This window comes from Streptomyces sp. NPDC004752 (assembly GCF_053601275.1).
In genome coordinates this window covers 1-26,462 of the sequence record NZ_JBSGBN010000025.1, presented here as the reverse complement: position 1 = coordinate 26,462, position 26,462 = coordinate 1, and the positions used below count along the sequence as shown (strand labels likewise).

Genomic DNA, 26,462 nt, shown 5'->3' with positions numbered 1-26,462 from the left:
GGGCCCCGTGCAGCGATAGCCTATTGCGCTATGAACCTTCGACATCCTGCTGAGTCGCCCCACCCGGTGGTTCGGCGGCTCGTCACCGGCGAGTTCGACGAAGGGCCTGAATACGTGACGTATCGGCGCCGCGGCACGACGGACTGGCTGCTGGTCCAGACGCTCGACGGCCGGGGACGAGTCGGGCACGTGTCGGCCAGGCCCGGCAGTGTCACGCTGATCCGGCCGGGGACCCCGCACGACTACGCCACGGTCGGCGACCGCTGGCACTTCCTGTACGCGCATGTGCGTCCCAAACCCGACTGGCTGGCGCTGCTCGACTGGCCGGAAGCAGCTCCCGGCATCGTTCAACTCCATCCCGCCGGCCCGTCCTTCGAGCGGATCGCAGGCCATCTGCGGGAGGCCGTACGCCACCAGCGGAGCGTGCTGCGGCAGGCTGAGCAGCTCAGTGCCAACGCGCTGGAGGCCGCGCTGCTCTGGTGCGACACGCAGAACCCGAAGAGAGTCCAGATCGACGATCGGCTGCTTCGCGTCATCGAGCTGATCGACCAGGATCTGACCGCCAAGCTGGACGTGGCCCGGCTGGCGCGGGCGGTCAATCTCTCAGTGTCCCGGTTCTCGCACCTGTTCCGCGCGCAGCTCGAGGTCAGCCCGCAGCAGTTCGTCGAGCGCCGCCGACTGGACGCCGCAGCCCGCCTCTTGGAACTCACCAGCCGGTCCGTGGCCTCGGTGGCGGCCCAGGTTGGGTACCCAGACCCCCTCTATTTTTCGACCCGCTTCCGCCTGCACACCGGATCGAGCCCAACCGGCTACCGCAAACAGCTCTTAGCGGGTGGTTCGTGAGTTTCTTCTTGAGTGGTCCTGTGGTCGCCTGATGGTGTGAGGTGGGGGCGGAACCGCGGGTGCACCACGTGGGGGAGATCGTCAACGCGGTTCGATTCGGAAGTGTCGCAGAGCTGTCGGCCGGGAGCCGGCCCGTACTCGGGGGTGCCGTGGGCCCCGGTGCGGGTGTGCGATCGGCTTCGCTCCCGGACGTGGCAGCCGGGTCCGGCGCTCTCGCCGCCGTGCCCGCACCCTGGGCTGCTCTGGCTCAGCCCAGCGCGTCCATCAGGTCGGTGACATAGGCATTCAGCCGTTCCTCCACGGCCCGCGTCGTCAGCTCTGTCCTCCCTGCCTCACGCCAGGGCTGCGCCACCTGCTGCACTTCTTCTGAGCACGCCAGCCCGTCCCGCATCCGCCAGTACAGCCGCTCGCTCGCGGCCGCGGCCAGCACCCCGCCGGCCTCCTCATACGCCTCGGCGAACCGCAGACCCCACGCCGGGCCGTGCAGCAGCGCGAGATTGGTGGAACAGTGCGCCACATCGAGATCCGCCGGGCCCCAGGAGGTAGCTGCCCAGTCGACGACCCCCGTGATCCGGGCACCTGCCGGCCTTGGGGGCGGCACGTCGAACAGCACGTTGCCGGGTTGGAAGTCCCGGTGCAGGAATCGCCCTTCATAGGGCGGCGCGGGTCTGCGGGTCACGTCGATCGCCGCGGCCCAAGCCGCCGCGTCGGCGCCCTTCGGAACCACGACGGTGTCCGCGGTCGTCAACGCCACATACTCTGGGGGTCGCTCGGCGGGTCGCAACGCGTGGATCGCCACGAGTTGATGGGCCAGCAGAGGAACGCGCTTCTCCAATCCCTCATCGTCGAGGACCGTCCGGCCCGCCAGGTGTGTCATCAGCAGCGACGGGTACTCGCAATGCGCGGTGGTCGGATCAACCGCGACCAGTTCAGGAACCGGCACGCCGGTCCCTGCGAGCAGGGTCAGGGCACCGGCCTCCCTGTTCAACCAGTCCTCGGCGTGCTCCACGTTGACGAAGGTCCGCAGCACCAGGTCACGGGTGCCCCCGTCCCGCGTGCCGATGGTCAGCCTCCGTATTTCGGCAGTGATGCCGCCGTGCAGCACCTCGGCTCTGACGATCCGTTCGCCGACCTCCAGGTGCCGTCCCACCCAAGCCAGGGTCAGGGGTCGGACGGCCTCCGCTTCATCGTGGTTGGTCACTGTGCCAGCTCATCATCCGGACGGCGACACGCGCAAAAGTGGGTTTCGTCTGAGGCGATGACAACGCTGCTTTGCTTCTCTCGCAGCTGCCGTGGGCCCCGTTCAGGCACTCGCATCGAGCCGTGGCCTCAGCTCGGAAAGTTGGAGCACGCCCCCGAGCGGTACAAGGAGCGGCTGGCGTCGAGCACCATCGGGAGGCTCACCGACGTGTTCCAGATGAATGTGACGAGCACCCGGTCCACCTCGGTGGTCATCAACGGCTGGCAGGTCACCGACGTCACCTGCCGGAAGAGTACCGGGCACACCATCGTGGAGCTTCCGGAGCAGGGCGGTTCAGCTGAAGGACGGCAACGGCAAGCCCCTGCGCATACGCACCGACTCCGTCCCCATGGATGCCCGGCAGGAGTGGGTTTTCATTGCCGGGCCATGGAGGCTGTGCGAGAGGCCGGAGCCGTTGAAGTGCATCACATAGTCGGTAGAGCCGTGGCTTTCGTCCTCCTGGCCGTGCTGTGCGTCCCGACCTGAGCAAGATGATCTGGCTTCAATGACCGGTCGTGATGGCTCCCTACGATCAATGCCGGAGTCCGCTGAACGGGACTGTGGCCTCGTGCGCGAGCGGGTGACCGCCCAGTTTCTTCAGGTACGAGAAGGCGGCAGAGCGGTCGCCGCCGGCCATCAGCTTCCGCGTCTCGTCGGGGGTGAGTGCCCGGTCGAGAACCATCGCCCATGTCTCGGGCTCGACCTCCTCGGGCCGCACGGACACCGTGAATGGCACCTTGTTGGCGTCGTACTCCGCGTTGGAGTCGTTCTCCCTGGCCACACTGGGTTTGACCATGAGGTAGCCGGTCAGCGTGTCCCGGAAGACGGCCACGAAAGCGATCGACAGCATCACCAGCAAGGCCACCGCTCGTCGCCGCCGTGAGGAGCCGGGCGCCAGGCCGAGTGTTTCGGCGACGATCGATGCGAAGCTCTCACGAGGTCCGCTGCCCTCGTCGGCGTCGTTCTGTCGCGGGGGCTGCGCGGCCACGGCTCGCGGGCCGCCGTCCGAGTCCCCATTCTGCCCGGCCTGTTGTGGGGGCGGCGCTGCGCGGGCGCGGTCGGCACCGCCCGGCTGCGACCCCGGTCTCTCGTCCGGTGACCCGGTCGTCGTCATGCCCGTCCCCCCCGTAGGTCCGCACTGAGCGACGTCGACGAGAAGCTGATCCTCATCACCGCCGAGATGTGTGCCGACGCCGTCCAGCACGAACGCGTCCCGGACGGGACTTCCACGTCCGGCTGGCCGCCGAGGCGGACGGCGGGCGGCTGCGGGTGGAGGTCTCCCACACCCGCGCGGAACGCCGGCCCGCCGTCACCGCCCCCCGCGGACCCCGACACCGAGTCCGCATCACGAACTCCTCGGCATGTCCACCGACGACCGGCTATGAATGTCACCCGAAGCCGCCTCGGACGCCTCACCCGACAAGGCTTCCTCACCCAACCCGGACAGGCCGCTACCAGAAACGGACTTAACGCCCTCCCGGCTCAGACACAGCTCAGATGGTGAGGGTCACGCGCAGGAGGAACTGATGGAGAGGATAGGTTCCTCCCACGAAAAGGCACTGGTAATGAACTCTGTAGCCCTGCGACGAGTAGTAGGCCACGTAATACTGGCCGCGCACTAGACATTCCGGGGCGAGGTACACGCCCACGTCGTACGTCCGCGACGCCGAGGCCGCTGCGTTGGGCATGGCTACGGCCGCAGGAGCCGAAACGGCTACTCCTCCGAACGCGATGGCAAGCCCGGACAGCGCTGCGGCAATCCTCTGCTTCCTCACCCTTGTTCCTTTGGTGCTCATGGGGGTGCCTCCAAACGCTCGTGCACGCCATGACGTTCCGATGATGTGCCGCCCTGGCAGCACACTCCTTCTGTCATGGGTGATTGACAACTGCGGCGGAAGAAGACGAGCTGAGTCCCGATCGGTGCCGGAGCCCCGTGTTCCCCCGCATGGCCCGCTCCCGAAGTCACTGGGATGCTGCAGCCCCACTGTCACCTGCGCCGGGCAGCCTGGTCTTTGGCCGAGGGCGCAGACATCCTACGCATTCAGCGCACGGTGGCCCGGACCTCGCTCGGCGAGACCCCGTACGCCCTGCGGAAGGCCCGGCTGAAGTCCGCGGGATGGCGGAAGCCCCAGCGCAGGGCGGTCTCGCCGATCGTGCGGTGATGCAGGCGGGGCTCGGTCAGATCGGCGTGGCAACGCTCCAGGCGGCGGCGCCGAATGGTGACGGCGACGGACTCCGGCTCCCTCTGGAAGAGCTGGTGGAGGGTGCGTACCGAAATGTGGTGGTGGGAGGCAATGGCCGCCGGGTCCAGCAACGGGTCGGCGAGGTGGTGGTCGATGAAGGCGCTGATCCGGGCGAGAAGTGCCGTTCTGCGGGTCTCAGCGGGCAGCGAGTCCTGGTCGCCGAACCGAGCCGAGAGAAGGGACACGGCCAGGTCCACCCCGATGGCGCCGAGCCGGGCAAGCTCGGCAGGGCCCACGGCACGGGCGACCTCCGGCAGGGAGGTCAGATATGGGCCCAGCAGCGCGCCGGAGCCGGACTTGCTGGGCAACGGCTCGGCCAGCAGGCGGTCGGCGCGGCCGTCTGCCAGGGGGAGGAGAGCGAGGGGGAGGCGCAGGAGGGTCAGGCGGACGGTACCGCCATTGTCCAGGAAGTCGCAGGTCAGCGGCTGCGAGGAGGAGAACAGGGCCATGTCGCCGGGACCAAGGCACGCGACGCCGCGGGCCTGCTCCAGGCGGACCGCGCTCTCCCGAACCAGCAGCACGAAGTAGTCCTCGGGGTCCCCACGGCGGATGTGGGCGGGGGAGCGCTGGGCGGTCATCGGGGAGAAGTCGAAGGCCGCGACCTGACTGTGCGGGAGCCCGACAGCCTCTACGCAGCCCCGGAAGCGGTTTGCGTGCGGACTCCGGATCGACACCGGCATGACCTCGTGGCCGACCATGTCGTTCCACCAGCCGAAGCGGTCCGACACCGCAATGTCGTCGGTGTCCACCGCTACCACCGGGCCCGCCGCCGTGGCGTAATGCCCTGCCATCTCCCTGAGACTTGACATGCAACGATATTGCCCGGCAAAGGAGTTGACTGAGTAGTAGATGCAGGGCCATGGGGTCGGCCACATGCGGTCGATGGAGCTGGGCAGCCCGGGCCGGATGCAGGCCGAGCCGCCGCCACCGCGCTCGTGGTCGCCCCGGCCGCTTGCGGCGGCGGTTCCGATTCCGGCTCCGGCTCCGGTAGTTCCCGGTCGGACACTCAGCAGGCGGCTCAGGGCGGCGGTGCCGATGCGGCGGCGGGCGAGGCCGCCGGTGACACCGACGACGAGAAGGAACCGCCGCGGCGTGCGGCTGTTCTGCCTGAGCCGTGCGGCGACGTGCTTGCCGGTGTGCCCGACCTGTCGCGTGCAGGGGACTGCGGGGTGCTGCAGGATGTAACGCCGCAGTTCAGAGTCTGTCCGGTTCACGAGCCGGTTCCTCAAGTGCCTCCTCTGTGCGGCGGCAGCCGGGGAGGTGCTGCACCGCTGTCGGGCTGGGCGTGAACACCGGTGTGCCTGCGCTCAGTTGTCTTGTTACCGAATGCGAACAGATCCGGGGGAACAACGCCCGCCCCGGCGTCATCTCATGGGGTGCAGCGAAACAGCGGATGCGGCCGGCCGCCCTGCGGGAGCAGGGGGGTGCCGCGTCCTGACAGACCATGGGGGAGCTTTCATCATGACTACGCACCGTGCCCGCCGTACCGCCCGTGCCGCCGCCCTGGCCGCCGTCACCGCCGCGCTGGCGCTGGGCCTGACCGCCTGCGCCGGCGACGGCGACGGCTCGAAGGCGGCGGGCGGCGACCACGCCGCTGGTACCGCGCAGAGCCGCTCCGTGTCCAGCGGGGACGGCAAGGGCAACGCGGAGCAGGCCGGCAGCGGAGGTGACACCGGGGAGGGGGCGCGCTCGGCGACCGCGTCGGGCGGGACGGACGAGGTCGCGACCAAGGGCACAGCGGCCGGCGCCCGGCAGTGCCGCGGAGACGAGTTGCTGGTCACCGCGGAGCACCGGTTCGCCGGTCAGCAGGGCGACCACCTGCTGATCACCGCGTCGAACGAGGACACCAGGCCGTGCTGGGTCACCTCGTACCCGGCCGTGAAGCTCGGCGAGGACGTCGACGGCGCCACACTGCCGCACTCGAAGAAGGACAACCCGGGCGGCGACAAGCACATCACGCTCCTGCCCAAAGGCAAGGCGTACAGCGCGGTGAACCTCTTCGACTACGGCTCGAAGAACCACACGGCGCACTCCTTCGCCATCGCGCTGCGCGGCGCGGACGGTCACAACGGCCCCTTCTACTCCGTCGACACCACGGGCCAGAAGCCGCAGTTCAGCTGGAACGAGGCCGACGTGCTGAACTGGAACACCAAGAAGCCGTACAACTTCTGACGGCCCGTCGGCCGGTGACACATCACCGCCTTCCGGAACGTCTGCGGTCAGTAACTCGCAGGGCTCCCCGGCGGCCGGCGACTCGGTGAGATCGCGGACAGGCCCCGAACAGCCCGTTGGGCCCGGACCGATCGCAATCGGTCCGGGCCCGCTCGCGTATCCGCGGGGGGATCGGATGTTCATACACGCGAAGTCGTGTCCAGCGGCGGCGAGGTGCCTGGGTCACCCGCTCGGCGCGCGGGGAGGGGAACCGGTTTCCCCGGCTGGAGTCGCCATCTGACCGCCGGGCGTACGAGCCCGCGACACGGCCAGCCGAGACGTGGACCCACCACTCCCCAGTGTGGTCCCCTTCCCGCCAGGGAATTCCCCTTGTGTGCATCTGCACCAGGTGTGGTCTTGTATACAGCCAGCGATGCGAAGCATGCTGATCAAGAACTCTCGGGGAGAGAAATGCTGATCGAGACGGCTTTCTGTACACGGGATGTGCTCGCGCCTGACAGGTTCTCCTGCTGGCGCGAGCACATCTCCCAGACGTACGTGCCGATGGACGTCGACGTCGACGAAGGTGACCGCACAGCGGACACCACGGTGTCGCAGCGCATCCTGGCGTTGGGGGCCGTACAGCTGTGGACTATGGAGCACTCACCGATGACACTGCGGCGAACGCAGAAGCTGATCCAGCAGTCCGACCCCGAGCTCTACCATCTCTCGCTCCCTCTGCGGGGGACGATGGGGCTCACCAGCTCCGATCACGAGGCCGAATACGAACGGTACGAACTGGTTCTCCACGACACCTCACGGCCCCACCGCATGCGGGCGATCACCAGCCACGGCGAGAACACGATCCTGGGAGCAGGGCTCTTCATCCCCCGGAAGCTGCTGCCACTGCCGGAGAACGCGATCGACTCACTGATCATGCGGCGATTATCGGCGCGTGAGGGTATCGGGGCGCTGCTCGCCCAGTTCCTCACCCAGGTGTCCCGGGACTCCGACTCCTACCGGCCCGACGACGGACCTCGACTGGGAACCGTGGCGGTCGATCTCCTCTGCGCGCTGTTCGCCCACGCCCTCGATGTCGGCAGCTCCCTCCCCCCGGAAACCCACCGGCAGACCCTCGTCTTACGCATCTGTGCCTTCATCCAGCAGCACTTGCACGACCCGCATCTGACCCCGCGCACCGTCGCCGCAGCACACCACATCTCCACCAGCTACCTGCATCGCCTCTTCCAGGACGAAGAAGAGACGGTCGCGGCATCGATCCGCCGCCAGCGTCTGGAACGCGCCCGCCGTGACCTCTCAGAGCCCGGCCTGCGCACCATTCCCATCCACGCCATCGCCGCCCGCTGGGGCTTCCCCCGGGCCTCCGACTTCACCCGCGCCTTCCGCGCCGCCTACGACATGCCGCCCAGCGACTACCGCCGCCACATCCGCCCGACAGCCGAGTAGACGCAACGCCAAGCAGGTGTGGACTGATTGCTGACGACACCCGCGACGATCGCCTGTCAGTCTGAGGCTGACCCGGGTATGCACCATCGGCGCATCACACGTGACGCCGAGTCATGCTGCCATGCCAAAGGAAGGGCGACCATGACGCGCGCAAAGACACTTCTGTGCTCCATCGGTACGGCCGTCGCCATCGCAGCAGGCGGTGTCGTATCATCCGCGGCAGCCGAGGGCCACCCACCGATAGCCCCGCTGGATGAAGTCATGCCGGTGACGGCACCACTCGACGAGGGCCACATCCCGGTGGTGACACCGTGGGACGCGGCCCGACAGTCCCGTGCCTGCGCCGGTGACGTTGTGACCGCCACCGAGAAGCTGACGGTGCGGCAGGGCCCGGGAACCAACTACGGCAAGTCGGGTGAGAAGGCCATGGGATCCCACTTCTGCGTGACCGGCGAGGTTAGCGGCGGCACGCACACCGCATGTCACCGGACCTGGAAGCACTGGGCACGACTTGCCACCGGCGGTTACGTCACCTCGGCTTGCCTTACCGACCTTGGCCCCGGCCGCCCGTAACTGCACCGTCCACGTCATCACGATCGCCTGGCGCGTCCCGTGCGCCCAGGCGGTCGCGGCAGATCGCCTCGATGCTCTCGCGCTGGGCGAGCCGGCGGGCGAAGGCGTCGGCCTCCCGGCCTTCCAGCAGGTCGACGGGGGCTCCGGTCTCGCAGTCGACCAGGATGCTGCCATACACGCGCGAGCGTTTGAACGCGATGTCGTCCACCCCGAGCACTCGCGGATTCGACGCCAGCGGCTCGGTCCTGCACGGCGGGCACGCGACCGCGCCGACGCGCCGGGCCCTTCAAGGTCGGGCGATCTCATCGCTGTGCTGGCCGCTGAACAACCAGGTCAACGTGACCGCGCGGATGAGTTCCATCGGGTAGCAGGGGCCGCTGGACTTCGCGGGAAGGTCTTCGGGCCCAGGATGAGGCCTGCCCACAGGAGCTCGGCCCAGCTGTCGTCGGCGATCACCCGGGGGTTCGGGCCGATCAGCGCGTGCACGCTCCTCGGCGAGCCACCGCCCAGCCTTGGCCATGATGACGCGGAAGGCTCGACGGACCTTCAAGGCCAGGGTGGAGGTGTCGTACCAGCGCTCGACTCACGCCGCCCAGGTCTCCGCGGTGCCCTGGATCGCTGGCATGCTGCCTTGCTTGGACAGGGACGGCGGGTCGCAGTAGCCGAGCGAGGCGACGGCCCGCTGTATGCCGTGCAGGGGGCCGGTGTGCCAGCGTGCCCACGCCGAGTCCTGCCGCAGGCAGCCGCTGGTTCTCGCCTCGGCCGATGCGGTAGCCACACCGGCCGAGGACGTCGGTGACCTATTGGATGGAGTGGTCGACGGGTTCTCTGCCGAAGACACGCCAGGTCAGGGCGAGCCGGTTGAAGGGGCCCACGCGGTCGAAGTCGGTGAAGCCGCACAGCAGGTAGCCGTCGGCGACCAGGTAGGGGCGGACGGTGACGTCGATCCAGCCGGGCCAGGGCTTTTCGAACTCATCGACGGTGGTGCCGATCAGCCGCAGCCACTCCTGTGGTGTCCAGGCCCAGTAGGCCGTCTCCAGTTCCGCTGCCCGCAGCAGGATGAGACCGATGGTGTCCGTGATGGCCCGGCGGTGATGCGGGGTGTCTGGGCAGCGCATCGCCGCGCGGGCGTCGTCCAGGGGCCGCAGGAGGCGGCCGATCGTGTGCCACTCGCTCGCATACGTGCAGGTACTCGGCCAGCCCGCGGGCGTACGCGTCGATCGTGCGCGGGGCCCGGCCCAGATCCGTCCATACGTGCAGCTACTGAACTTCGACCTGCTGCCGCCTATCAAGCGGATCAATGGGGTGATGCCGAACCCGATCTCCGACTGGCCATGGTTGTCTGTGTAGTTGGCCTCGACGTCCATGGTGGTGCCGTGCCGCATTGTGCCTTCGACGATCGCGGCGACCTCGGAGGCGGTGCAGTTGATCAGCTGGCCTCCCTGGGTATGTCCGATGGAAACGTTGTCGCGCAGGGGGAGCAACGGTGCTGGCACTCTTGGTTTCGATCTTGGCTGTTCTTGTCTCACTGGCCTCGTTGGGTGTTTCATACGCCTCCAGCCGCCGATCTCACATGCCTGTCCTTCAGTTCATGTGGGAGAGCGGGCAGGGCGGTGCTGGGGAGCCGAAGTGGTGGCTGGTCAATGTCGGGACCGGCCCCCCTACCAACATCGTTGTTGCCCAGACTGAACGAACGTCGCTCACACGTGGCTTGAACGGGGAACAGTGGTTCAATCCTGTGCTGGTCCCATCGATCCCGGTTGGCGGCAAGCTGGCTCTGACGTGGCTCGGAGGAACGATGGGCCTGGAGTGTGGGCTGGGCGCCAGCTACACAGATGCCGAGAAGTACTTCTACACGACAAAGTGCGGCGATGACGTATCGATGTTCTTTGTCGGACTGCATCTGCCGCGTTGGCCGTTGTTGAAGCTGAATGGCTGCAAAGCAGTGAAGACCTGGTGGGGTGTGGAAGACCTCTCAGGCCCCCGCTGGTCAGCCGTAAGCGAGCGACACTTCCGAAGGCGTTGGTGGCTCCCGGCACGCTTCGGGATCAGCCGTCGGCTCGGCGGGTGGGCTGATCCTGTCCTTTCCTACCGACCGGGATGACCGAGCCCGCTTCAGCGCGCCATCGTCGCGTGCGGCGTCAATGCACTTCATCGCGGTCTCCGCCGCGATACCGAAGACGCGCATGGGATGGACCGGGTGGTGGTGTGGCTGATCTGCTGTGGGATGACGTGAGCCGTTTCTTCGTCCCGGACCTGATGGGGTCGCTGCCGGACATGTGTGTCCCAGATGCGTCGGTGGAGGACTGGCAGGCAGTCCTCCAATCGGTGGCGCCCGCCGAGCGGAGCGAGCGGCCGAGATCGTCGACGAGTAGACGGGGGTGGCGCCGCCACCACCACATGTCGATGGGGTCGAATCCGCTGATCCGGTGGAACTGTGACAAGGAGATGCCGTCGTCGAAGATGGTGGCGACGCGGAAACGGTCGTCGAGGGTTTTGATCTGCGGGGTCCATAGGACGATCACGCGCTCAGTGAGGATCGGCCACGCCTCGTGCAGCCAATTCCGGCTATAGAGGTCGTTGGTGTATTCGTCCACCAGGTCGCTGTAACCGTCCTCGACCTTGCCCACGAGCCAAGCCCACTTGTCGACCATCTCATGGACGGTGAACGCCTTGCGCCATCCGCGTTGATGCAGGACTTCGCCCGCGGCCTGCTCGTTGTGGGGCTCCATATGCCGGAGCCTGGCATACGGAATGGTCCGGTGACCACGGGTTTCCCTTGGATGGAAGAAACCCGTGCAGCGCAGCGTCGGTTGCGGGACCTTCCTTCACGGGTCGGGGTCTACTTGCTGCTCGCGATGTGCCTGTTCCTGCCCCGTCGGAGGTCGGCTACCGGCTGCTCTGGCACAAGCTGATCGCAGGTCTGACCGGCCTGGCGGGGCTGGAGGTGCTCCGGCCGACCGCGAAGGCTCTGCGTGACCTGCGTGACCTGCGTGACCTGCGTGACCTGCGTCGCCGGGTCGGTACCGGGTCGATGCACCGCCTGTTCGGGGTGCTGTCCGGGCCGCTGGCCCAGCCGACGGCACGCGGTGAGCGGTTCGACCCGTTCCGGACGGTCTCCTTCGACGGCTGCGGCTCGATCAAGGTCCTCGACAGCGTCCGTGACGTGGACCAGTTCGGACGGCAGAGCCGTGGCGGCTACCCGATGGTGGAGCTGATGACCCTTGGGGAAACCGGGACCCGGGCCCTGATCGGTGCGGTGTTCGGCCCGATTAGCGAGGGCGAGACCGTCTACGCCCGTCGACTCCTGCACCACCTGAATCCGAACATGCTTGGTCTTATGGGACCGCATCGGCCTCATCGGCCAACGCGTCCTGGCCCGACTGCTCCCGCCCGGGCGACCCCTGCCAGCACCCGCAAGGTCAAATCGCCGATCTCCCGTTACCACGAACGCCAGGACGGCGGCCGCCCGGACACCAGCCGCACTGTCACCGGCCCCGACATCATCATCCTCGAACCCGAACCGGAGCTACCCGCCGTCTCGCACGATGACCGCCATACCCGCCCGACGACCGTCGCAGGCAGGCGCGTCCTGGACCTCCTCCAAAACGACCCCGACCGCTACTGACACCCGCAAGACCTCGCCCGCAGCGGGACTTCACCGCCGACGCGCCGATCGCGCAAGTCACGATACTGTGGTCTGTGAGACCACAGTATGGATATCCACAGTGTTGCAAACCGTGGTCTGTAGTGCCATGCTGCGGAGCATGTCGGCGAAGCAGAACAAGGACGATCAGGACCCCGACGTGCAGAAGGTCCGCAATACCCGCGCCGAGATCATCCGCGCGGAAAAGCAGCTCGCTCAGCTCCGCAGACAACTCGAAGACGACGTTCGTGCCGCCGTCACCGCACCCGTCGGCGGAAAGCTCCCGTACGGACGGGTCGCTGGACTCGCCCGCATGCTGGGCTACAAGGACTCCAGCATGATCTACACCCTGCGTGACAACAGCCTCGCCCGGGCCGGACACCGGTTCACGCAAAGCGTCACCAAGGACAATCGGAAACCATCTACCGAAGAGCCTGACGGCACTGCCCCAGGCCGGACGAAGCCAACTGCCGCCTGACCGACCGCCGAGCATGGGAACTGCCGTTCATGACTACCGCCACTCTCGATTCTGGGGCCGTGCCCCCCATGCCCGACAGGACACCGAAGGCGCTCCGCGCAGCCATCGCCCAGCATGCGCCGCAACTCCTCGTCGACTTCGATCGACACTGGCGCCGCGACATCGCCGACGCTTACGACCTCGCGCCGGTACCCGCCTTCATGGCCCGCTGGTGGGGCGAATTCGCTCTTGCCCGCGACCCCCAACTAGAAGCGAAGGTGCACGGCCTGGAGGACGAGGCCAGCCGGGAACCTGACTACGCCCGCGCCAAGTCACTCATTGAAGAAGCCGGACGCATTCGCCGCACGGCAGCGAAGGCAGAGCCCGGCCAGTGACCGACGATTTCATGGGGCCGCCCTGGCAAGCCGACTGGACCAAGAATGCCGAGGACAACAGAAACGCCCTCCCCGAAGAGGCCCGTGTCTTGGTCGACGAAGCCCGTGCCGAACTCGTCACCGCCGCTGACCCGTACTTCCGGGGCATCGACAGCGACCGCGACCTCCCAGGCGGAATGAGTGTCGAACCCGTCCAGTCCACCCGCCCCGGTGGCGAGCACATCATCTACTTCGATCACGGCCGAGGGTGGCTCCGGTACCACTTCACCCGCAGGAACACCGATCCGCAGATCGTGATCGACGAGTGTTTCTGGCAGTGAGCCGGCCACCCTGACCCTGGATCCATCGCGTGACGATCGGCTCGGATGGCCCCGGATATAGAGAAGTGCCCGCTGACCTGGGCTGATGGGAGTTGTGAGGCGTTCCCCCGGAGCGTGGACACAGGGGCTCATGCCGCGATCGATAGCTCATCTGCTCGCAGATGTTGCACATCGGCTACGTCTCCTTCGACAAGTACGAGGCCAACCAGGCCAAGCTCACCGCGAACGCCGCCGCCTATGGCAAGGACCGCTGCCCACGGGCCGGCTCGCGAGGGCGCGCCCTGCTGCAGGGCATGACGATGTGCGGGATCTGCGGGCGTCGCATGACCGTCCGCTACCACCACCGCAAACACGGCCTGGAGCCGGAGCACGTCTGCCAGGCCAAGGGCATCGAGTACGCAAGCCCCATCTGCCAGCGCGTACACGGCGCCGTCGTCGGCCACGCCGTTGGCCAACAACGAGTGGGAGCGGCTCGCCGACACAGCCGTCAACAGGTGGCCCGCTGGGCCTCGAAGGCATTCGTGGCGCTTCTCGCATCTGCGGATCACCCGTTGTGGACGGCGACCGAACAACCGGCCCCGAGCGAGGGCCCCGATCAGGTGCTCGCGCTGCCCGCACCAGGGTTGCTCGTACAGTCGACCGGGTCCGATGGAATCGTCCGCTTGCACAACCACGGCAGTGACCACGTCCGGCCACACGACGGCGAGTCCGCGGCAGAGGCCGACCCCTTGTACGGCCGCCATGCGTACTCCACGCACACCGGTCCCACATCGGGGGGCGACAGTGCGGACAACCATGTGTCCGTCGAGGTCGGCGGTGTTGCCAGCGTGCGACGGCGTATCCATCCGCTCGGGGCGGGACGGGGCGACGGGTGGGGCTGGGCGGCATCCTGGCACCGGCCGGTGTTCGTGTCCGGACCGCCGATGGTCCCGGGGCTGCGTGTCGAGAGCGTGACCGTGGCACGTGGGCGCCATGAGCTGCGGATCCATCGCGTACTCGGGGCGCCGCACGGGGCCCGACTCACCCTCACCGGCTGGGCCACTCAGGAACATCGTTCCGACCTGGTCGGTCTGCTCGGCTGGAGTGAGGCGGACGAGGTGGGTGCCCTCAAGGGGACGGCCTATGAATCATCGGTGCGCATGCCCCGGCTGTCAGCGGGGCCCAGGGAACCGCGGTGTTCGTCGCGCTGGCAGCCCTGGGGGCGGACATCGACACGCTCCTGCCCACACACAAGGACACTGAAGTTGTCTGGGCAGAAGGGGAGTTGCGTGTCCGCTGGGCGGACGGACTGGAGACTGTCGTGACCTTCGAGCCGCTTCGTGTCACCACGGCACGCACCGAGGCCGACGCAGGCGACTGATCAGGGACAGGTGCGACGAGCCCGTCAACATCATGGCGTGCAAGGGCGCGGCAGCGTCAGAGGATGCGGGAGCACCGGGGCGGTGGGCGGCCCTGCGCCAGGACGTCAGGGGCACGGTCCATGAGGTCGAGGAGGTCACCTCGGGGCGCCGCCACGTTGTTGGGTGCGTGAGTGTCTGATGGCGCCGTCGGGGCGTGGTGGGCTTGTGCTTCGTGCCGGGGGTCAGGCTCTGGTGGACCGGTTGGCAGCGCCGGTGATCTGGTCAGGGATCTATCGGTGGCCACAGGTTCAGTTCGGGCTCGCATGGAATCCGGGTGACGTCGGCCGTCCACCGGTCGGCTGTTCACCGATCACTTCGCCTCCGAGGCGACAGTCGGAGTCCCGGCCTCGATTGGGGCGTCGGCCAGCGGGATCCCCTCGCCGAGACCAGCGAGCAGGTCGTCGAGGACCCCGTTGAAGTCGCCCTGCTCCGGGTTCCGGTCGGCGAGCCCCTTTTCCCCGAGGACCAGAGGTGCGCGTAATGGGTCCAAATCTCCCTATTTCTCACAGTCCCAACCACCCGGACCGCTCTCATGTGGCCCTGAACTCTCCGTGTGCAAACCGCCGGCGAGAGGGGAACACTGACGGGGCTTTCGCGGGGGTTCGTCTCCTCATCCTTCCGGTCTTTCCCTTGCCTGTATCAGCACAGCGGCCGCGCTGACCTTGGGTTTTTCCGGCCTGTTCTCCACGGACCGATTACTCGGCCGCAGTTGGCCGTGGGAAACGGACTGTGCGCATTCGCTGCCGCGTACGAAGCATCATCAGCTGGGCCTCGCCTTCCAGATGTGCACGGTCCGGTACGTGGGACTGTTCCTGGAGAACCCTCTCGCGGTGCCCCTCGGACGCCTCGTCGAGACAGGGCGCACGGCGCGCACCCGCGGGTCGGAGTCGAGATGGCTGGTGCCCGTGAGCGGGGCGTGCATGCCGATGCCGTAGAGCGAGCCGGAGATGTCGGTGCGGACCCAGCCGCGGGAGATCAGGGTCCGTGGCAGCGCGTGCATCGAGTTGCGGGGCACGCCCAGTTCGTCCGTAGTCGGGTCCCTCCGGGCCATTGACGCCCCTGGTTCGTCTCCATAACCTCTGTCTTCATACATGGATGACGTCTACATAGGGGAATGAGGGCGGGTGATCCCCCGCAGGACGGCCTGGTCGCACAGCTGGAACAGCTTGCCGCCTGCTGATGAAGGCAGCGGACCGGCTGCGCGGCCGGCCCGTCGGCCCCGTGCGTGCCCCGCTCAGCCAGCCGGCCCCAGCCGGCCTCGCCCTCCTGAAGACCCTGCTGACCAACGGACTCGACCTTGTGGGAGCCCCTCTGTGACCCGGGACCTGACCATCACCGACGTACGGTTGACCCCGATCCTGGTCGCCGACCCGCCGCTGCTGAACACACAGGGCGTCCACCAGCCCTACACACCCCGCCTGATCATCGAGGTGGTGACCGCGGACGGTGTCACGGGCATCGGCGAGACATACGGGGACACCAAGTACCTGGAACTGGCCCGGCCGTTCGCCGACCGGCTGAAAGGGCGTCAAGTCTTCGACCTCAACGGACTGTTCACGATCGCGGACGACATCGCCGTGGCCGCCTCCCGGGTGAACGAGGCCGTCGGCTTCGGCGGGCTGCGTGGTGTGCAGACCGCCGGCAAGCTGCGGCTGTCCGTTGTCTCCGGCTTCGAGGTCGCCTGCCTCGATGCCCTCGGCAAGGCGCTCGGCCTGCCCGTGCACGCGCTGCTCGGCGGCAAGGTGCGCGACGCCGTCGAGTACAGCGCGTACCTCTTCTACAAGTGGGCCGACCACCCCGAGGGTGTCGCCGGTGAACGGGACGATTGGGGCGCCGCCCTCGACCCCGCCGGGATCGTCGAGCAGGCACGTACGTTCAAGGAGCGGTACGGCTTCACCTCCTTCAAGCTCAAGGGCGGCGTCTTCCCGCCCGACGAGGAGACGGCCGCCGTCCGCGCGCTGGCCCGGGCCTTTCCCGGGCACCCGCTGCGGCTCGACCCCAACGGCGCCTGGTCCGTGGCGACCTCGCTGACCGTGGCGAACGAACTCGCCGACGTCCTCGAATACCTGGAGGACCCCACGCTCGGCACCCCCGCCATGGCCGAAGTCGCCGCGGGCACCCACGTCCCGTTGGCCACCAATATGTGCGTGACGACCTTCGCCGAGATCCAGGAGGCATTCACCACGGGCGCCGTCCAGGTGGTGCTCTCCGACCACCACTACTGGGGCGGGCTGCGCAACACCCAGCAACTGGCTGCTGTCTGCCGCACCTTCGGCGTCGGCGTCTCCATGCACTCCAACACCCACCTGGGAATCAGCCTGGCCGCCATGACCCAGGTGGCCGCCACCGTCCCCGACCTCCACCACGCCTGCGACTCCCACTACCCCTGGCAGCCGGAGGACGTCCTCACCGAACGCCTCACCTTCACCGGTGGCAAGATCGCCGTCTCCGACGCGCCCGGCCTCGGCGTCGAACTCGACCGCGACCGGCTGGAGCTCCTGCACCGTCGCTGGGCCGCCGACGACGGCACGTTCAGAGAACGCGACGACGCGGCCGCGATGCGGGTCGCCGACCCCCAGTGGGTCACCCCTGCCGTCCCCCGTTGGTGAGACCCCCTGCTCCGGGTCGTCCCGACCGTGGGCCGGACTCGGCGCGAGAAGTGACGGCGGTGCGCCTCGAATCAGTACTGTCGTCCAAAGCCCCCACAAGGCTGCGGAGTTCGCGCGCTCGACGGCGGGACATCGCCGGCATCACCCCTTCGAGGAACTCGCGGGCCTGCCATGGGTCACCGCAGCAGGCCCACTTCGTGCAGCCGCCCCTCTCGTACTCCCACAGCCGTCGATTCGGCTGGTGGACGAAGCTCCGCCAGCGCGCCATCGCCGAGCCGGTCGAGCCCGGCCACAGGTACTTCTTCCGACGTTCGATCCGTCGGACGTCACACCGTTTTCGGCGCGAGCACCATCGGGGAGCAGATCAGTCGCTCGCCGAAGGAACGTGAACGCATCATCCATGCGAGGCATTCTCAGGGAAGTCCCCGCCGCCTGTCCTGCCCGCTGAGGGGTGTGGCTGACCACACCCCAAGTCGGCGGCGTCCCGCAGTGACCGGGCAATCGGCGGCGCGCGAAGGTGATCGGTATGACAGCAGCATCACGCCAGAACCAGCGCCCACCGGCATCCTTGAGCGCGACCGGCGGACCTCGCGGCCGCCGCGCCGGCTGCACACCCGATCCAGCGGAAGGGGCCTCCGTGCGCACTCGCACAGCCCCGCCACGATCCGCAGATCGCCCCGGTCGCGCCCTCGCTGTGCTCGGCACCCTCGCCGTGGCCCTCGGCGCCGCCTTCGTCCTCGCTCCGCGCACACTGGCGGCGGGTGCGTCGAGCGTCGGCTTCGCCGATCAACGCTCCCTCGTCTCCGCCCTCAGCTCAGCTTTCGTCGACTACTGGAATTCCGGCGACCGGGGTTTCCCTCCGAGTTTGGAGAGGGTCGTCGACTACTGGTTCTGGTACCACGTGGCCAAGGCCGTGATCGCCGCGCTCCTGCTGATCGTGCTCGTTGCGCTCGGCGTTCTTCTGTGGAAGACGTTCCTGAGGGCCGGGGATCCGAGGGGACGAAGGGCTGTCCTCGCGTCAGCCGGCGCTCTCGTCACGATGCTTGCGCTGTTCTCACTGGCGGTGGTCATGGCCAACATCCATGGTGCAGTGGCGCCCTTCGCCTCACTGATATCGATGCTGCCGCTGGGCGCATCCGACGGGCGGCTGGCTGAGACGGTCGATCAGATCAGGCAGCAACTGACCCACTACCCGGGCACGGGTGGCCACACGCCGCCCGCTCTCGCGGTGATGGTCGACGACTATGCCCGATTCCACGAGGCGATGGTCGTGCTTGCCGTGACCGTGGCGCTCGTCCTGATCGGTATGAGTGCCATCTCGTGGACGAGCTATGCGAAAAGGGGATCGTCCGACCGGCGGACCAAGCGCGTGCTGGGGTTGTTCGGTGTGGTGTCGGCCTTGTCGTCGCTGGCTGTGATCGTTGTCGCGGTGGCGAACTGGAGCGTCGCGGCGGACCCGGCGCCTCCACTCTTGGCGTTCTTCAACGGCGGATGGTAGTCAACACCCGAACTCGCCTTGCGCTCGACCGTGCTGCGCGAGCAGGCCGTGCCCGACTCGTGCCAGGAGCTTGCTCGCGCACGGGCTCGGGGAGCGGTCGGAGCGGGGCCGTCGTCAGGCGTTGAGGTAGGCGAGGACAGCGAGCACCCGGCGGTGCCGGGCATCGTCGGGCGGCAGGCCGAGCTTCGCGAAGATGTTGCCGATGTGCTTTTCCACCGCGCTGGTGGAAAGCACCAGTCGCCGGGCGATGGCCGTGTTGGAATGGCCCTCGGCCATCAAGGCCAGCAGCTCCCGTTCTCGGACGGTCAGTGCCTCCAAGGGGTCGTTCCGGCGCTGCCCGGCCAGCAACTCGGCGACGACTTTGGGGTCGAGCACCGTCGCGCCGCCGGCGACCCGGTCGAGGGCGTCCAGGAACTCCTCGACCTTGGCGACCCTGTCCTTGAGCAGGTAGCCGACGGCGCCGCAGCCGTCCGCGAGCAGGTCGGCGGCGTAGGACACCTCCACGTACTGGCTGAACACCAGCATGGGGGCGGCGGGCAGCTGCCCGCGGGCGGTGATCGCCGCGCGCAGGCCCTCGTCCGTATGGGTCGGCGGCATCCGTACGTCGACGATCGACACGTCCGGGCGGTGTGCGAGCACCGCCTCGACCAAGGCCGGGCCGTCACCGACCGCCGCCACCACTTCGTGACCGTCCTCGGCAAGCAACCGGACCAGGCCCTCGCAAAGCAGCACCGCGTCATCGGCCACGACGATCCGCAGCGGACGACGGGCCACATCCCTCGGCGACGTTCCGGGCGCTGCCTCGTCCCAGTTCAGCGGCATGGCAGCTCCGCGGTGATCGTCGTCGGGCCGCCCTCGGGACTGATGACTCGCAGTCTGCCGCCGACCGCGAGCACCCGGTCGCCAAGGCCCCGCAGCCCGTGCCCCTTGCCCAGGGCCGCACCACCCACCCCGTCGTCCGTCACCTGGACCCGCAAGACTCCCTCCGTGTGGCGCAGGCCGATCGTGCACCGGCGGGCCCGGCTGTGCTTGGCCACGTTCGTCAGGGCCTCGGCGACCACGAAATACGCGGCCGTCTCGACCGCGGGGTCCAGCTGCGGGCGCACCGGACCGGCTTGGAGTTCGGCGGGGACGACGGAACGCGCGGCCAGCGCGGCAAGTGCCGCGTGCAGCCCCCGGTCGGCGAGGATCGGTGGGGCGATGCCGCGTGAAAGGGCCCGGAGTTCGTCCAGCGCCTCCTGCGCTTGGACGACCGCGTCGGCCAGCGCCGCCCGGACGAGCTCCGGCCGACGCTCGAAGTGGTGCTGGGCGCGGCCGAGTTCCATCGCCAACCGCACCAGCCGCTGCTGTGGCCCGTCGTGGATGTCGCGTTCCAGCCGACGCAGCGCCTCCGCCTCGGCCGACACCGCCGCCACCGCCTGCGCACGGGCCGTGTCCCGTTCCCGCTCCAGCCCGCTGACCCTGCGGTGCAACGCGGACATGTCGGATAGCAGCGCCTGTCCCAGCCCGGTCTGGGCGGCGACGCATGCGCGGGTCACCAACGGCAGCGTGGCCAGCAGCACCAGACCGAGTGTGACCGCGAAGGCGATCCGTTCGACCGGCGACACCAGTCCAAGGCCCAAGTCGATGTGGGACCGGGCGTTGCCCAGGTACAGGGACATCGGCCGCAGCGATCCGGGTGTCACCCGGCTACGCAGAGGGAAGGTGGCGGTCGCGACGCCGACGAACCACCACAGCACCGTCACCGCCGAGGTGACCAGTACGACCGGGATCACCACCACCGCGTGCGCCACATCGAGCCACAGCCCCGGCTCCGACGCCGCGGCCGCCTCCTTCGGCCTCGGCCGTTCGCCCGTGCCCTGTACCCCGTCGGCCAGGGACCGCACCGTGCCGATCCGCCACCATTCGAGGTCGCCGGGCCACCGTGCCAGTGCCAGTGCGCCGGCCACGGGCCGCGACCTGCCCGGCAGCAGCGAACCGACCGTCCCCGCACACACACCGCCGACCACCAGTACCAGGCCGACCGCGGCGGTCACGGGCCCGGTGAGAAGGTAGAGCGACTCCACGAGCGTGCGACGCCCCGCACGGACGACGCCCCCAACCCCCGTCCGCCACCGAACCGCGACTGCGAAGGGCACCAACTCAGCCATACCGCCAGCATAAACGCGACCCGACCCGGGCAAAGCACAGCGCCGGACCACCGGACCGACGCTGTGCCCTGACTCACCTCGGCGAGCGGAGCGCCTCGCTGCTGATGCTGTTCGGCATCGAGACCGCCGTCGCCGCCATCCGGTCCGGTGCGATCGACGCCACCTTCGGCAGCCATCGCAATGCCCGGCCGGCACCATCCCGAAGGCATCGAGTCCGCCCGCGTGCTCAACGAGCCGTTCCAGTTCCTCAACGAGTTCCGACCACGCGCTGGCGGACCTTCGGGTGTGAGGGCCCACCGAACTTACCGGTGGACGTTGGTGACCGGCAGAAAATCGCGTCGTCGGCGCGAGCGGCGCCACGGGTCAGGTCGGCACCGACGACTGTGTCCCCGCCTCGGTGCTGTCGGGCAGGCGGGGCAGGCGCACGGCCACGTAGGGACGGCCCGGCAGCTCTACGCGGACATTGCTGCCTGTCGTCACGCCGAGACGGTCGACCGTCATGGGCCATGTGTCGATCACGTCGATCGCGAAGCGCCCGTCGGCGGGCAGGCTGATGTTCCTGAAACGAGGGCGGCTGAGGCCGAAGTAGATGAGTTCATACGTGTCCCGGACCCCGCCGCGCGGAACGTCCCAGTCGGAGGGGAGCGGGTCGAAGACCCCAGTGGGGGATTCGCGGATGACACTGCGAAGGAATGCCATGCGCTCAGGGCTGGTCCCGGTCAGCCCGCCGCCCTTGGACCACCACAGCTCCTCGGCGTCGTTGAGGTAGGTCTCCCCGTGCTGGACGTACCCGCCGCGGACCGCGCCCTCCCAGCAGCGCCGTACGAGTTCCTCACCCGTGAGGTTGCCCCAACCCTGGTTGCGGGGCGCCGTTGGGGCTCGTACGGTGCGGCCCAAGCATGCGGTGGTGTTCCAGCCGAGGTCTCAGGTGGGGCTGGAGGATGCGACTGCGCCCGCAGGGCCTGCGATCATTTCACTGGCACCGTTTCCCCGGGCGTGATGCCACCTTCGCCGAACGCGTCCACCGCGACCCAGTACTCTGCGTCGGCGTTGAGTGAGCGCAGGTCGAGTGCGGTCCGCTCGTGTATCTGCCAGCTGTGGTACAGCTTCTGTGGGTGGCGGCCGTAGCGGATGTTGTAGCCGGTGGCCTCGGTGCTGGCGTCCCACTCGATCCTGGCGGTGCGGCCGTCGACACGGCGGGCCTGGGCGCGAACCGGGTGCGGAGCCGTGATGTCACCCGTGCCGAAGACCCGTATGCCGCTGACCGCGAGGACACCGTCGAACGGCATGCGGCCGCCGGTGACCCGGACGAACCGGGCGCGCAGCGGTGCGTCGAGCACGATGAACGCGTGCGGGGCGTCGGTGTTCGTTTCCCGGGAGTCTTGGAGGACGGTCCACTGCCGGCCGTCCGGCGAGATCTCCACCACGGTCTCCGCCGGTTCATGGGTGGGGAAGATGCCGCGCCAGATGTGGGGGTTCCAGTCGGCTCCTTCGGCGGTCTGTGGAGCCAGGTCGCCCAGCTCGTGATCCGCCAGATTGATCTGCACCGCGTGCACCGTCTTACTCACGCCGAGGTCGACGGTCAGTGACTCGCCCGGCTCGCGGCTCCCGGCTGCCCACCAGGTGAGGATGTCCTCGTCGACCGCCGACGAGGGAGTGTGGCCGGGGGCGGAGGACGAGGCGGTGGCGTGCGCTTTGTAGGACAGCAGCATCCAGGGCGGGGGCGTCCACGGGTCGAACGGCCCGTCGGGGACGACGAAGGGGTAGTCGGCGAAGTTCTGGTTGCAGAAGAGGACGCCGTCATGGTCGAATCCAGCGGGGAAGATCCCGATGCGCCGCTCGAAGTCGTCGTTCACCGAGATACGCATGGTCGACGCGTGCCACCAGTTTCCATGACGGTCCTGGAACGTGCTTCCGTGGCCTGCCCCGGTGATGAAACCGCCCGGCTTCGACGAGAACGGGCTGTCGAGCGAGTACGCGAACGGGCCCAGCGGGGACGAGGCCGTGTAATAGCCGTCGGCGTAGGTGTTGAACTGCGTGCCGGGCGCCGCGTACTGAAGGTAGTAGGTCCCGTCGTGCTTGGTCATCCAGGCGCCCTCGATATAGGGCTTGCCCTGGAGTCGGGACAGGACCTTCTCCTGGCCGGGGCCCGTTGGCGTCGCGACATGGTCCTCGCCGACCTGTTCCCAGCCGTGCGTTGCGACATCGGCACGGATCAGGGGCAGCGGTTCGGTGATCCGGGCGAAGGTGCCCGACAGTCGCGCCCCGTAGAGGGGCGTGTCGTTGTCGCATCCCCAGTAGAGATAGACACCGCCGTCGTCGTCCTGGAACAGGCTCGGGTCCCAGAAGGGGAAGGTGCCCGGCGTGACCTCTACGAAGTCGTCGGCCAGCGGGTCCACGCTGCGTAAGAAGGGGCAGTTGTCCGTCTTCCTGGACGCGCTGATGTACAGCGCTCCGTCGACCTCCCGGACATCCGGCGCGTAGTCGAGGGCGGGCAGCTTGGAGGTCGGGCGGTACTCCCACCGCAGCAGATCCGCCGAGTGCCAGAAACCCGCCGACATCGACACGAACATGTAGAAGCGGCCCCGGTACCGCACGATGGAGGGATCCGCCGCCTCCCGGTGGACGGAGCGCCGTACGTCAGTGCTTGTGTCGTCGGTGGTGCGGATGTCCTGGTAGCGGTACGGGAGGTCGAGGGGATTGCAGAGCACTCCCTGGGAAGAGCGCATGGGCGGGTCTCCTGCGGTGAGTGACAGTGGATGGTGATGCGTGCGGTGAACTGGAGGGCGAGGTCAGTCGCGTTCCGTGAACACCTTCAGATCCCACGGGCCGAGCTCGACCGACTCACCGGCCGCATGGACGGTATGGGTGAGGGCGTCCTTTGCGGCGGTGGGCAGCGAAACGGAGACCGGGTCCCATGACCAGTTGTGCAGGAAGCGGACGCGACGGCCGTCACGGGAGGTGGCCGAGGTCGCGGTGACGCTCGGGTGGGAGTGGCCCCATGCTCCGGCCGGGGCGGCCCAGCGGAACAGTGCTTCTCCGAAGGCAGGGTCGGGCACCGTGCCGACACAGGTGATACGGCCGGTTCCGTACTGGCGGGTCGTGGCGGCGGGCCAGCGTCCGAGGTGCGGATCGTCGTAGGTGGCCAGTACGTCCGCCCCGTCCGGGACGAACCCCTCCGCCCAGTGCAGGGCGCGTGCCTCGGGTGGCAGGGCCAGTTCGGCGCTGCCCAGCACCTTCACGGGCGTGTCCAGGTTGGTGTATTCGTCGTACGAGACTGCGGCGGGCCCGGCGAGGCGGGCCGGCTGGACGTCGGTGCGGGCCCGGGCTTCGAGGTCCGCGTAGCCGGTGCGCGGGCCGATCACCAGATGTCCGCCGGACTCCGCGTAGGCGAGCAGCCGGTCCAGCGTTGCGTCGTCCGCGGTATAGAACGCCGGGACGACGAGCAGCGGCGGCAGGTCCACGGCGTCCAGTTGGCCGGGATGGACCAGGCGCGCTTGCAGGCCCGCGTCGAAGGCGCCGCGGTAGAAGGCGTCGAAGATGGTCCCGTGGGAGCGCTCGTCGCGCGAGCCGTCCGGCCTGGCCAGTGGGGGCTTGGCCGCCAGCGCCCATTTACTGGGAAGCGAGTACAGGAAGGCGGCGTCCGCGTCCGGGGTGAGGGAGGCGACCAGGTCGCCTGCTGTCTCCAACTCGGCGCCGAGTGCGGCAAGTTCGCGGTAGATCCGGCCCGGGCGGCCGCTGTGCGGGAGGATGCCACCGACGTAGGTCTCGGTGCCGAAGTGCAGGGTGTGCCAGTGCCAGTACTCGATCATCGAGGCGCCGCGGGAGACCAGCGCCCAGGCGGACTGGCGCCACTGTCCGTCGTAGGCGGGTTTGTTGTGCCAGGAGTCCAGCGCCTGGACATGATGACCGGCTCCGCCGGCTGGGGCGACGCCATCGTGCTGGTGCCATGGAAGCTGTACGAGACCTACGGCAACCGTCAGGTGCTCACCGAGAACTGGGACGCCATGGTCCGCTGGGTCGAATGGGCGCTCACTACTGCCCGCACCGCCCGCCACCCCTCCCGGGTGGCCCGCTCCGCCGAGCCACTGCCCCATGAGGAGTTCATCTGGGACGGGTCCTTCCACTGGGGTGAGTGGGCCGAGCCGAAGCCCCGCACCGCGGACGGCTCGCTCATCGAACCGGCGCAAGGCGACTCCGACGGGTGGATGGCGACGGACAAGGGCGAGGTCGGCACGGCGTTCCTGTTCCGCTCGACCGCCACCCTCGCCACGATCGCCCGAGTCCTGGGCCGCGGCGACGAGGCCGCCCGGTACGCAGATCTTGCGGAACGGATCAAGGACGCCTGGCGTGCGGAATTCCTGAACGGCGCCGGCCGCACCACTGTCGATACCCAGGCGAGTTACGTCCGCGCCCTCGCCCTCGGCCTCGCCCCCAAGGAACTGCGCGAAGCAGTCGCCGTGCGCCTGGCCGCACTGATCCGCGAAGCCGGAACACACCTGGGCACGGGCTTCCTCTCCACCGCCGACCTGCTCCCCGTCCTCGCGGACACCGGCCACGCCGACCTGGCGTACGAGGTCCTGTTCCAGCGCACCTCGCCGTCCTGGCTCGGCATGCTCGACCGGGGTGCCACCACGATCTGGGAGGAGTGGGACGGCGTCGACGACAACGGCGACGCGAACGCCTCGCTCAACCACTACAGCAAGGGCGCGGTCATCGACTTCCTGCACACCCACACCCTCGGGCTGCGGCAGGCGGAGGGCTCCGTGGCCTGGGAGCGGTTCGTCGTCGCGCCGGTACCCCACCCGTCGGTCGACTGGGCGCGCGGCACCTTCGACGGCCCGCGCGGCACCATCGCGGTCGAGTGGCGCACTCGGGGTGAGGAGTTGGACATCACCGTCGATGTCCCGCCCACGTCCACCGCCACCGTTGTCTTCCCTGACGGTGAGGAACTGACGGTGGGCCCGGGCCGGTCACAGTTCACCCGCCGGCATGCCGACCAGGAGGAACCAACCAGGCGGTAACCGCCGGCCTGCGTCGCATCGATCCTGTCGACCAACCCGCAACTCGGGATACGGCCGCAAGGTGACCGGAACACCGGTCCAGGTGACCGCGTGACGAACAATCCCTTTCAACCAAGGAGGACGCCTGTCGCGCGCACAGTGACGGCGCGGTCGGAAGGCTCGCGTCCCGGCTGACGCTGAAACAGAAGCTCGCCCAGCTGACGAGACCCGCCCGGCGCCGGCGGTCGAACACTTTGCGGCCGACGACATGAGGTGCCACGCGACGGTACGGGCTCCTGCCCTGAAGTAGACATGGGGACGAGCATGGGGACAACGCGTGTTCTTCCGGCCCCGACGTCACCTGCTCACAGCCAGTGAGGTTTTCTCGGCGAAATGATCTCCGCGAAGCAGGCTGATCGGCGCATGTCGGGATGGATCGGTCCGGGCGGCCCCAGCTCTGGACAGAC

The 26,462-nt window shown here is 68.4% G+C and carries 28 protein-coding genes and 4 pseudogenes; 16 read left to right on the top strand and 16 right to left on the bottom strand.

Annotated elements, in window-relative coordinates; translation table 11 throughout:
- Positions 1 to 114: 114 nt before the first annotated feature.
- Positions 115 to 843 carry a helix-turn-helix domain-containing protein gene (locus ACWEKM_RS13245; protein ID WP_451621276.1) on the top strand — a complete coding sequence of 243 codons (729 nt, stop codon included), beginning with the start codon at positions 115 to 117 and terminating at the stop codon, positions 841 to 843.
- Positions 844 to 1,090: 247 nt separating this feature from the next.
- On the opposite strand, the gene ACWEKM_RS13240 is transcribed toward ACWEKM_RS13245, so the two are convergent.
- From ACWEKM_RS13240 to ACWEKM_RS13220, 5 genes are all read right to left on the bottom strand, one after another.
- Positions 1,091 to 1,993, bottom strand: a complete 903-nt coding sequence (locus ACWEKM_RS13240) for a phosphotransferase family protein (RefSeq protein WP_451621275.1) — start codon at positions 1,991 to 1,993, stop codon at positions 1,091 to 1,093.
- A 179-nt stretch (positions 1,994 to 2,172) separates the two neighbouring features.
- Positions 2,173 to 2,325: a hypothetical protein gene (locus tag ACWEKM_RS13235; RefSeq protein WP_451621274.1), complete on the bottom strand. Its 153-nt coding sequence runs from the start codon at positions 2,323 to 2,325 to the stop codon at positions 2,173 to 2,175.
- 290 nt (positions 2,326 to 2,615) lie between these two features.
- Positions 2,616 to 3,197: a hypothetical protein gene (locus ACWEKM_RS13230; RefSeq protein WP_451621273.1), complete on the bottom strand. Its 582-nt coding sequence runs from the start codon at positions 3,195 to 3,197 to the stop codon at positions 2,616 to 2,618.
- A 379-nt stretch (positions 3,198 to 3,576) separates the two neighbouring features.
- Positions 3,577 to 3,879, bottom strand: a complete 303-nt coding sequence (locus ACWEKM_RS13225) for a hypothetical protein (RefSeq protein WP_451621272.1) — start codon at positions 3,877 to 3,879, stop codon at positions 3,577 to 3,579.
- A gap of 245 nt (positions 3,880 to 4,124) precedes the next feature.
- A complete protein-coding gene (locus tag ACWEKM_RS13220) occupies positions 4,125 to 5,135 on the bottom strand; it encodes an AraC-like ligand-binding domain-containing protein (RefSeq protein ID WP_451621271.1) in 1,011 nt (336 codons plus the stop codon).
- A gap of 652 nt (positions 5,136 to 5,787) precedes the next feature.
- On the opposite strand from ACWEKM_RS13220, the gene ACWEKM_RS13215 reads away from it, so the two are divergent.
- The 3 genes from ACWEKM_RS13215 (at position 5,788) to ACWEKM_RS13205 (ending at position 8,517) form a co-directional block, all read left to right on the top strand.
- Entirely contained in the window at positions 5,788 to 6,498 is a 711-nt protein-coding gene (locus tag ACWEKM_RS13215) for a DUF4232 domain-containing protein (RefSeq protein WP_451621270.1), read from the top strand.
- A gap of 450 nt (positions 6,499 to 6,948) precedes the next feature.
- The gene (locus ACWEKM_RS13210; protein WP_451621269.1) at positions 6,949 to 7,944 is read left to right on the top strand and encodes an AraC-like ligand-binding domain-containing protein; all 996 of its coding nucleotides are present in this window, start codon (positions 6,949 to 6,951) and stop codon (positions 7,942 to 7,944) included.
- 141 nt (positions 7,945 to 8,085) lie between these two features.
- Positions 8,086 to 8,517, top strand: coding sequence for a hypothetical protein (locus tag ACWEKM_RS13205; protein WP_451621268.1), 432 nt, complete (start codon positions 8,086 to 8,088; stop codon positions 8,515 to 8,517).
- On the opposite strand, the gene ACWEKM_RS13200 is transcribed toward ACWEKM_RS13205, so the two are convergent.
- From ACWEKM_RS13200 to ACWEKM_RS13190, 3 genes are all read right to left on the bottom strand, one after another.
- Positions 8,489 to 8,725 carry a hypothetical protein gene (locus tag ACWEKM_RS13200; protein WP_451621267.1) on the bottom strand — a complete coding sequence of 79 codons (237 nt, stop codon included), beginning with the start codon at positions 8,723 to 8,725 and terminating at the stop codon, positions 8,489 to 8,491. The two genes, ACWEKM_RS13205 and ACWEKM_RS13200, sit on opposite strands and share 29 nt — an antisense overlap.
- A 375-nt stretch (positions 8,726 to 9,100) precedes the next feature.
- A complete protein-coding gene (locus tag ACWEKM_RS13195) occupies positions 9,101 to 9,295 on the bottom strand; it encodes a hypothetical protein (RefSeq protein WP_451621266.1) in 195 nt (64 codons plus the stop codon).
- Between the two features lie 22 nt (positions 9,296 to 9,317).
- Positions 9,318 to 10,013 carry a Tn3 family transposase gene (locus tag ACWEKM_RS13190; RefSeq protein ID WP_451621265.1) on the bottom strand — a complete coding sequence of 232 codons (696 nt, stop codon included), beginning with the start codon at positions 10,011 to 10,013 and terminating at the stop codon, positions 9,318 to 9,320.
- On the opposite strand from ACWEKM_RS13190, the gene ACWEKM_RS13185 reads away from it, so the two are divergent.
- On the top strand, positions 10,004 to 10,621 hold the full coding sequence (locus ACWEKM_RS13185; protein ID WP_451621264.1) for a hypothetical protein: 618 nt from the start codon (positions 10,004 to 10,006) through the stop codon (positions 10,619 to 10,621). The two genes, ACWEKM_RS13190 and ACWEKM_RS13185, sit on opposite strands and share 10 nt — an antisense overlap.
- 37 nt (positions 10,622 to 10,658) lie before the next feature.
- Here the strand turns inward: ACWEKM_RS13185 and ACWEKM_RS13180 are convergent, their stop codons facing one another.
- Positions 10,659 to 11,249: a hypothetical protein gene (locus tag ACWEKM_RS13180; protein ID WP_451621330.1), complete on the bottom strand. Its 591-nt coding sequence runs from the start codon at positions 11,247 to 11,249 to the stop codon at positions 10,659 to 10,661.
- On the opposite strand from ACWEKM_RS13180, the gene ACWEKM_RS13175 reads away from it, so the two are divergent.
- The 6 genes and pseudogenes from ACWEKM_RS13175 to ACWEKM_RS13150 form a co-directional block, all read left to right on the top strand.
- Positions 11,175 to 11,432, top strand: a complete 258-nt coding sequence (locus tag ACWEKM_RS13175) for a transposase domain-containing protein (protein WP_451621263.1) — start codon at positions 11,175 to 11,177, stop codon at positions 11,430 to 11,432. The genes ACWEKM_RS13180 and ACWEKM_RS13175 overlap by 75 nt on opposite strands.
- Positions 11,378 to 12,145, top strand: a complete 768-nt coding sequence (locus ACWEKM_RS13170) for a hypothetical protein (RefSeq protein ID WP_451621262.1) — start codon at positions 11,378 to 11,380, stop codon at positions 12,143 to 12,145. The genes ACWEKM_RS13175 and ACWEKM_RS13170 overlap by 55 nt, the downstream gene beginning before the upstream one ends.
- A 139-nt stretch (positions 12,146 to 12,284) precedes the next feature.
- Positions 12,285 to 12,641 carry a hypothetical protein gene (locus tag ACWEKM_RS13165; RefSeq protein ID WP_451621261.1) on the top strand — a complete coding sequence of 119 codons (357 nt, stop codon included), beginning with the start codon at positions 12,285 to 12,287 and terminating at the stop codon, positions 12,639 to 12,641.
- Positions 12,642 to 12,709: 68 nt separating this feature from the next.
- Positions 12,710 to 13,015 (top strand): hypothetical protein, encoded by a 306-nt coding sequence (locus ACWEKM_RS13160; RefSeq protein WP_403696874.1) that lies wholly within the window; start codon positions 12,710 to 12,712, stop codon positions 13,013 to 13,015.
- Positions 13,012 to 13,335 (top strand): hypothetical protein, encoded by a 324-nt coding sequence (locus tag ACWEKM_RS13155; protein ID WP_451621260.1) that lies wholly within the window; start codon positions 13,012 to 13,014, stop codon positions 13,333 to 13,335. The genes ACWEKM_RS13160 and ACWEKM_RS13155 overlap by 4 nt, the downstream gene beginning before the upstream one ends.
- Positions 13,336 to 13,838: 503 nt before the next feature.
- Positions 13,839 to 14,695: pseudogene (locus tag ACWEKM_RS13150) on the top strand (DUF2264 domain-containing protein); the annotation flags it as partial.
- Positions 14,696 to 15,045: 350 nt separating this feature from the next.
- Here the strand turns inward: ACWEKM_RS13150 and ACWEKM_RS13145 are convergent.
- Positions 15,046 to 15,225: a hypothetical protein gene (locus ACWEKM_RS13145; protein ID WP_451621259.1), complete on the bottom strand. Its 180-nt coding sequence runs from the start codon at positions 15,223 to 15,225 to the stop codon at positions 15,046 to 15,048.
- A gap of 247 nt (positions 15,226 to 15,472) precedes the next feature.
- Between ACWEKM_RS13145 and ACWEKM_RS13140 the strand changes: the two are divergent.
- Positions 15,473 to 15,571 (top strand): annotated as a pseudogene (locus tag ACWEKM_RS13140) (DUF4158 domain-containing protein); the annotation flags it as partial.
- Here the strand turns inward: ACWEKM_RS13140 and ACWEKM_RS13135 are convergent.
- A pseudogene (locus ACWEKM_RS13135) lies at positions 15,565 to 15,765 on the bottom strand (IclR family transcriptional regulator); the annotation flags it as partial. The pseudogenes ACWEKM_RS13140 and ACWEKM_RS13135 overlap by 7 nt on opposite strands.
- 146 nt (positions 15,766 to 15,911) lie before the next feature.
- Between ACWEKM_RS13135 and ACWEKM_RS13130 the strand changes: the two are divergent.
- From ACWEKM_RS13130 to ACWEKM_RS13120, 3 genes and pseudogenes are all read left to right on the top strand, one after another.
- Positions 15,912 to 16,052, top strand: a pseudogene (locus ACWEKM_RS13130) (5-dehydro-4-deoxyglucarate dehydratase); the annotation flags it as partial.
- Positions 16,049 to 17,344, top strand: coding sequence for a glucarate dehydratase family protein (locus ACWEKM_RS13125; RefSeq protein WP_451621258.1), 1,296 nt, complete (start codon positions 16,049 to 16,051; stop codon positions 17,342 to 17,344). The pseudogene ACWEKM_RS13130 and the gene ACWEKM_RS13125, both read left to right, overlap by 4 nt.
- Positions 17,345 to 18,038: 694 nt before the next feature.
- Positions 18,039 to 18,842 (top strand): hypothetical protein, encoded by an 804-nt coding sequence (locus tag ACWEKM_RS13120; protein WP_451621257.1) that lies wholly within the window; start codon positions 18,039 to 18,041, stop codon positions 18,840 to 18,842.
- 114 nt (positions 18,843 to 18,956) lie between these two features.
- Here ACWEKM_RS13120 and ACWEKM_RS13115 read toward each other — a convergent pair whose 3' ends face one another.
- From ACWEKM_RS13115 to ACWEKM_RS13095, 5 genes are all read right to left on the bottom strand, one after another.
- Positions 18,957 to 19,601: a LuxR C-terminal-related transcriptional regulator gene (locus ACWEKM_RS13115; protein ID WP_451621328.1), complete on the bottom strand. Its 645-nt coding sequence runs from the start codon at positions 19,599 to 19,601 to the stop codon at positions 18,957 to 18,959.
- Between the two features lie 53 nt (positions 19,602 to 19,654).
- Positions 19,655 to 20,992: a sensor domain-containing protein gene (locus tag ACWEKM_RS13110; RefSeq protein WP_451621256.1), complete on the bottom strand. Its 1,338-nt coding sequence runs from the start codon at positions 20,990 to 20,992 to the stop codon at positions 19,655 to 19,657.
- Between the two features lie 363 nt (positions 20,993 to 21,355).
- A complete protein-coding gene (locus tag ACWEKM_RS13105; protein ID WP_451621255.1) occupies positions 21,356 to 21,889 on the bottom strand; it encodes a DUF5605 domain-containing protein in 534 nt (177 codons plus the stop codon).
- 71 nt (positions 21,890 to 21,960) lie between these two features.
- Positions 21,961 to 23,721, bottom strand: coding sequence for a family 43 glycosylhydrolase (locus ACWEKM_RS13100; protein WP_451621254.1), 1,761 nt, complete (start codon positions 23,719 to 23,721; stop codon positions 21,961 to 21,963).
- A 63-nt stretch (positions 23,722 to 23,784) separates the two neighbouring features.
- Entirely contained in the window at positions 23,785 to 24,825 is a 1,041-nt protein-coding gene (locus ACWEKM_RS13095; protein WP_451621327.1) for a beta-galactosidase, read from the bottom strand.
- Between the two features lie 69 nt (positions 24,826 to 24,894).
- Between ACWEKM_RS13095 and ACWEKM_RS13090 the strand changes: the two genes are divergently transcribed.
- Positions 24,895 to 26,016: an alpha-L-rhamnosidase-related protein gene (locus ACWEKM_RS13090; protein WP_451621253.1), complete on the top strand. Its 1,122-nt coding sequence runs from the start codon at positions 24,895 to 24,897 to the stop codon at positions 26,014 to 26,016.
- Positions 26,017 to 26,462 lie beyond the last annotated feature (446 nt).

Coding starts and splice junctions, on each gene's coding strand:
- ACWEKM_RS13230 (WP_451621273.1), bottom strand. CDS start 3,197: ATGACGACGACCGGGTCACCGGACGAGAGACCGGGGTCGCAGCCGGGC.
- ACWEKM_RS13225 (WP_451621272.1), bottom strand. CDS start 3,879: ATGAGCACCAAAGGAACAAGGGTGAGGAAGCAGAGGATTGCCGCAGCG.
- ACWEKM_RS13220 (WP_451621271.1), bottom strand. CDS start 5,135: ATGTCAAGTCTCAGGGAGATGGCAGGGCATTACGCCACGGCGGCGGGC.
- ACWEKM_RS13215 (WP_451621270.1), top strand. CDS start 5,788: ATGACTACGCACCGTGCCCGCCGTACCGCCCGTGCCGCCGCCCTGGCC.
- ACWEKM_RS13210 (WP_451621269.1), top strand. CDS start 6,949: ATGCTGATCGAGACGGCTTTCTGTACACGGGATGTGCTCGCGCCTGAC.
- ACWEKM_RS13205 (WP_451621268.1), top strand. CDS start 8,086: ATGACGCGCGCAAAGACACTTCTGTGCTCCATCGGTACGGCCGTCGCC.
- ACWEKM_RS13175 (WP_451621263.1), top strand. CDS start 11,175: ATGGACGGTGAACGCCTTGCGCCATCCGCGTTGATGCAGGACTTCGCC.
- ACWEKM_RS13180 (WP_451621330.1), bottom strand. CDS start 11,249: ATGGAGCCCCACAACGAGCAGGCCGCGGGCGAAGTCCTGCATCAACGC.
- ACWEKM_RS13165 (WP_451621261.1), top strand. CDS start 12,285: ATGTCGGCGAAGCAGAACAAGGACGATCAGGACCCCGACGTGCAGAAG.
- ACWEKM_RS13160 (WP_403696874.1), top strand. CDS start 12,710: ATGCCCGACAGGACACCGAAGGCGCTCCGCGCAGCCATCGCCCAGCAT.
- ACWEKM_RS13110 (WP_451621256.1), bottom strand. CDS start 20,992: ATGGCTGAGTTGGTGCCCTTCGCAGTCGCGGTTCGGTGGCGGACGGGG.
- ACWEKM_RS13100 (WP_451621254.1), bottom strand. CDS start 23,721: ATGCGCTCTTCCCAGGGAGTGCTCTGCAATCCCCTCGACCTCCCGTAC.
- ACWEKM_RS13090 (WP_451621253.1), top strand. CDS start 24,895: ATGATGACCGGCTCCGCCGGCTGGGGCGACGCCATCGTGCTGGTGCCA.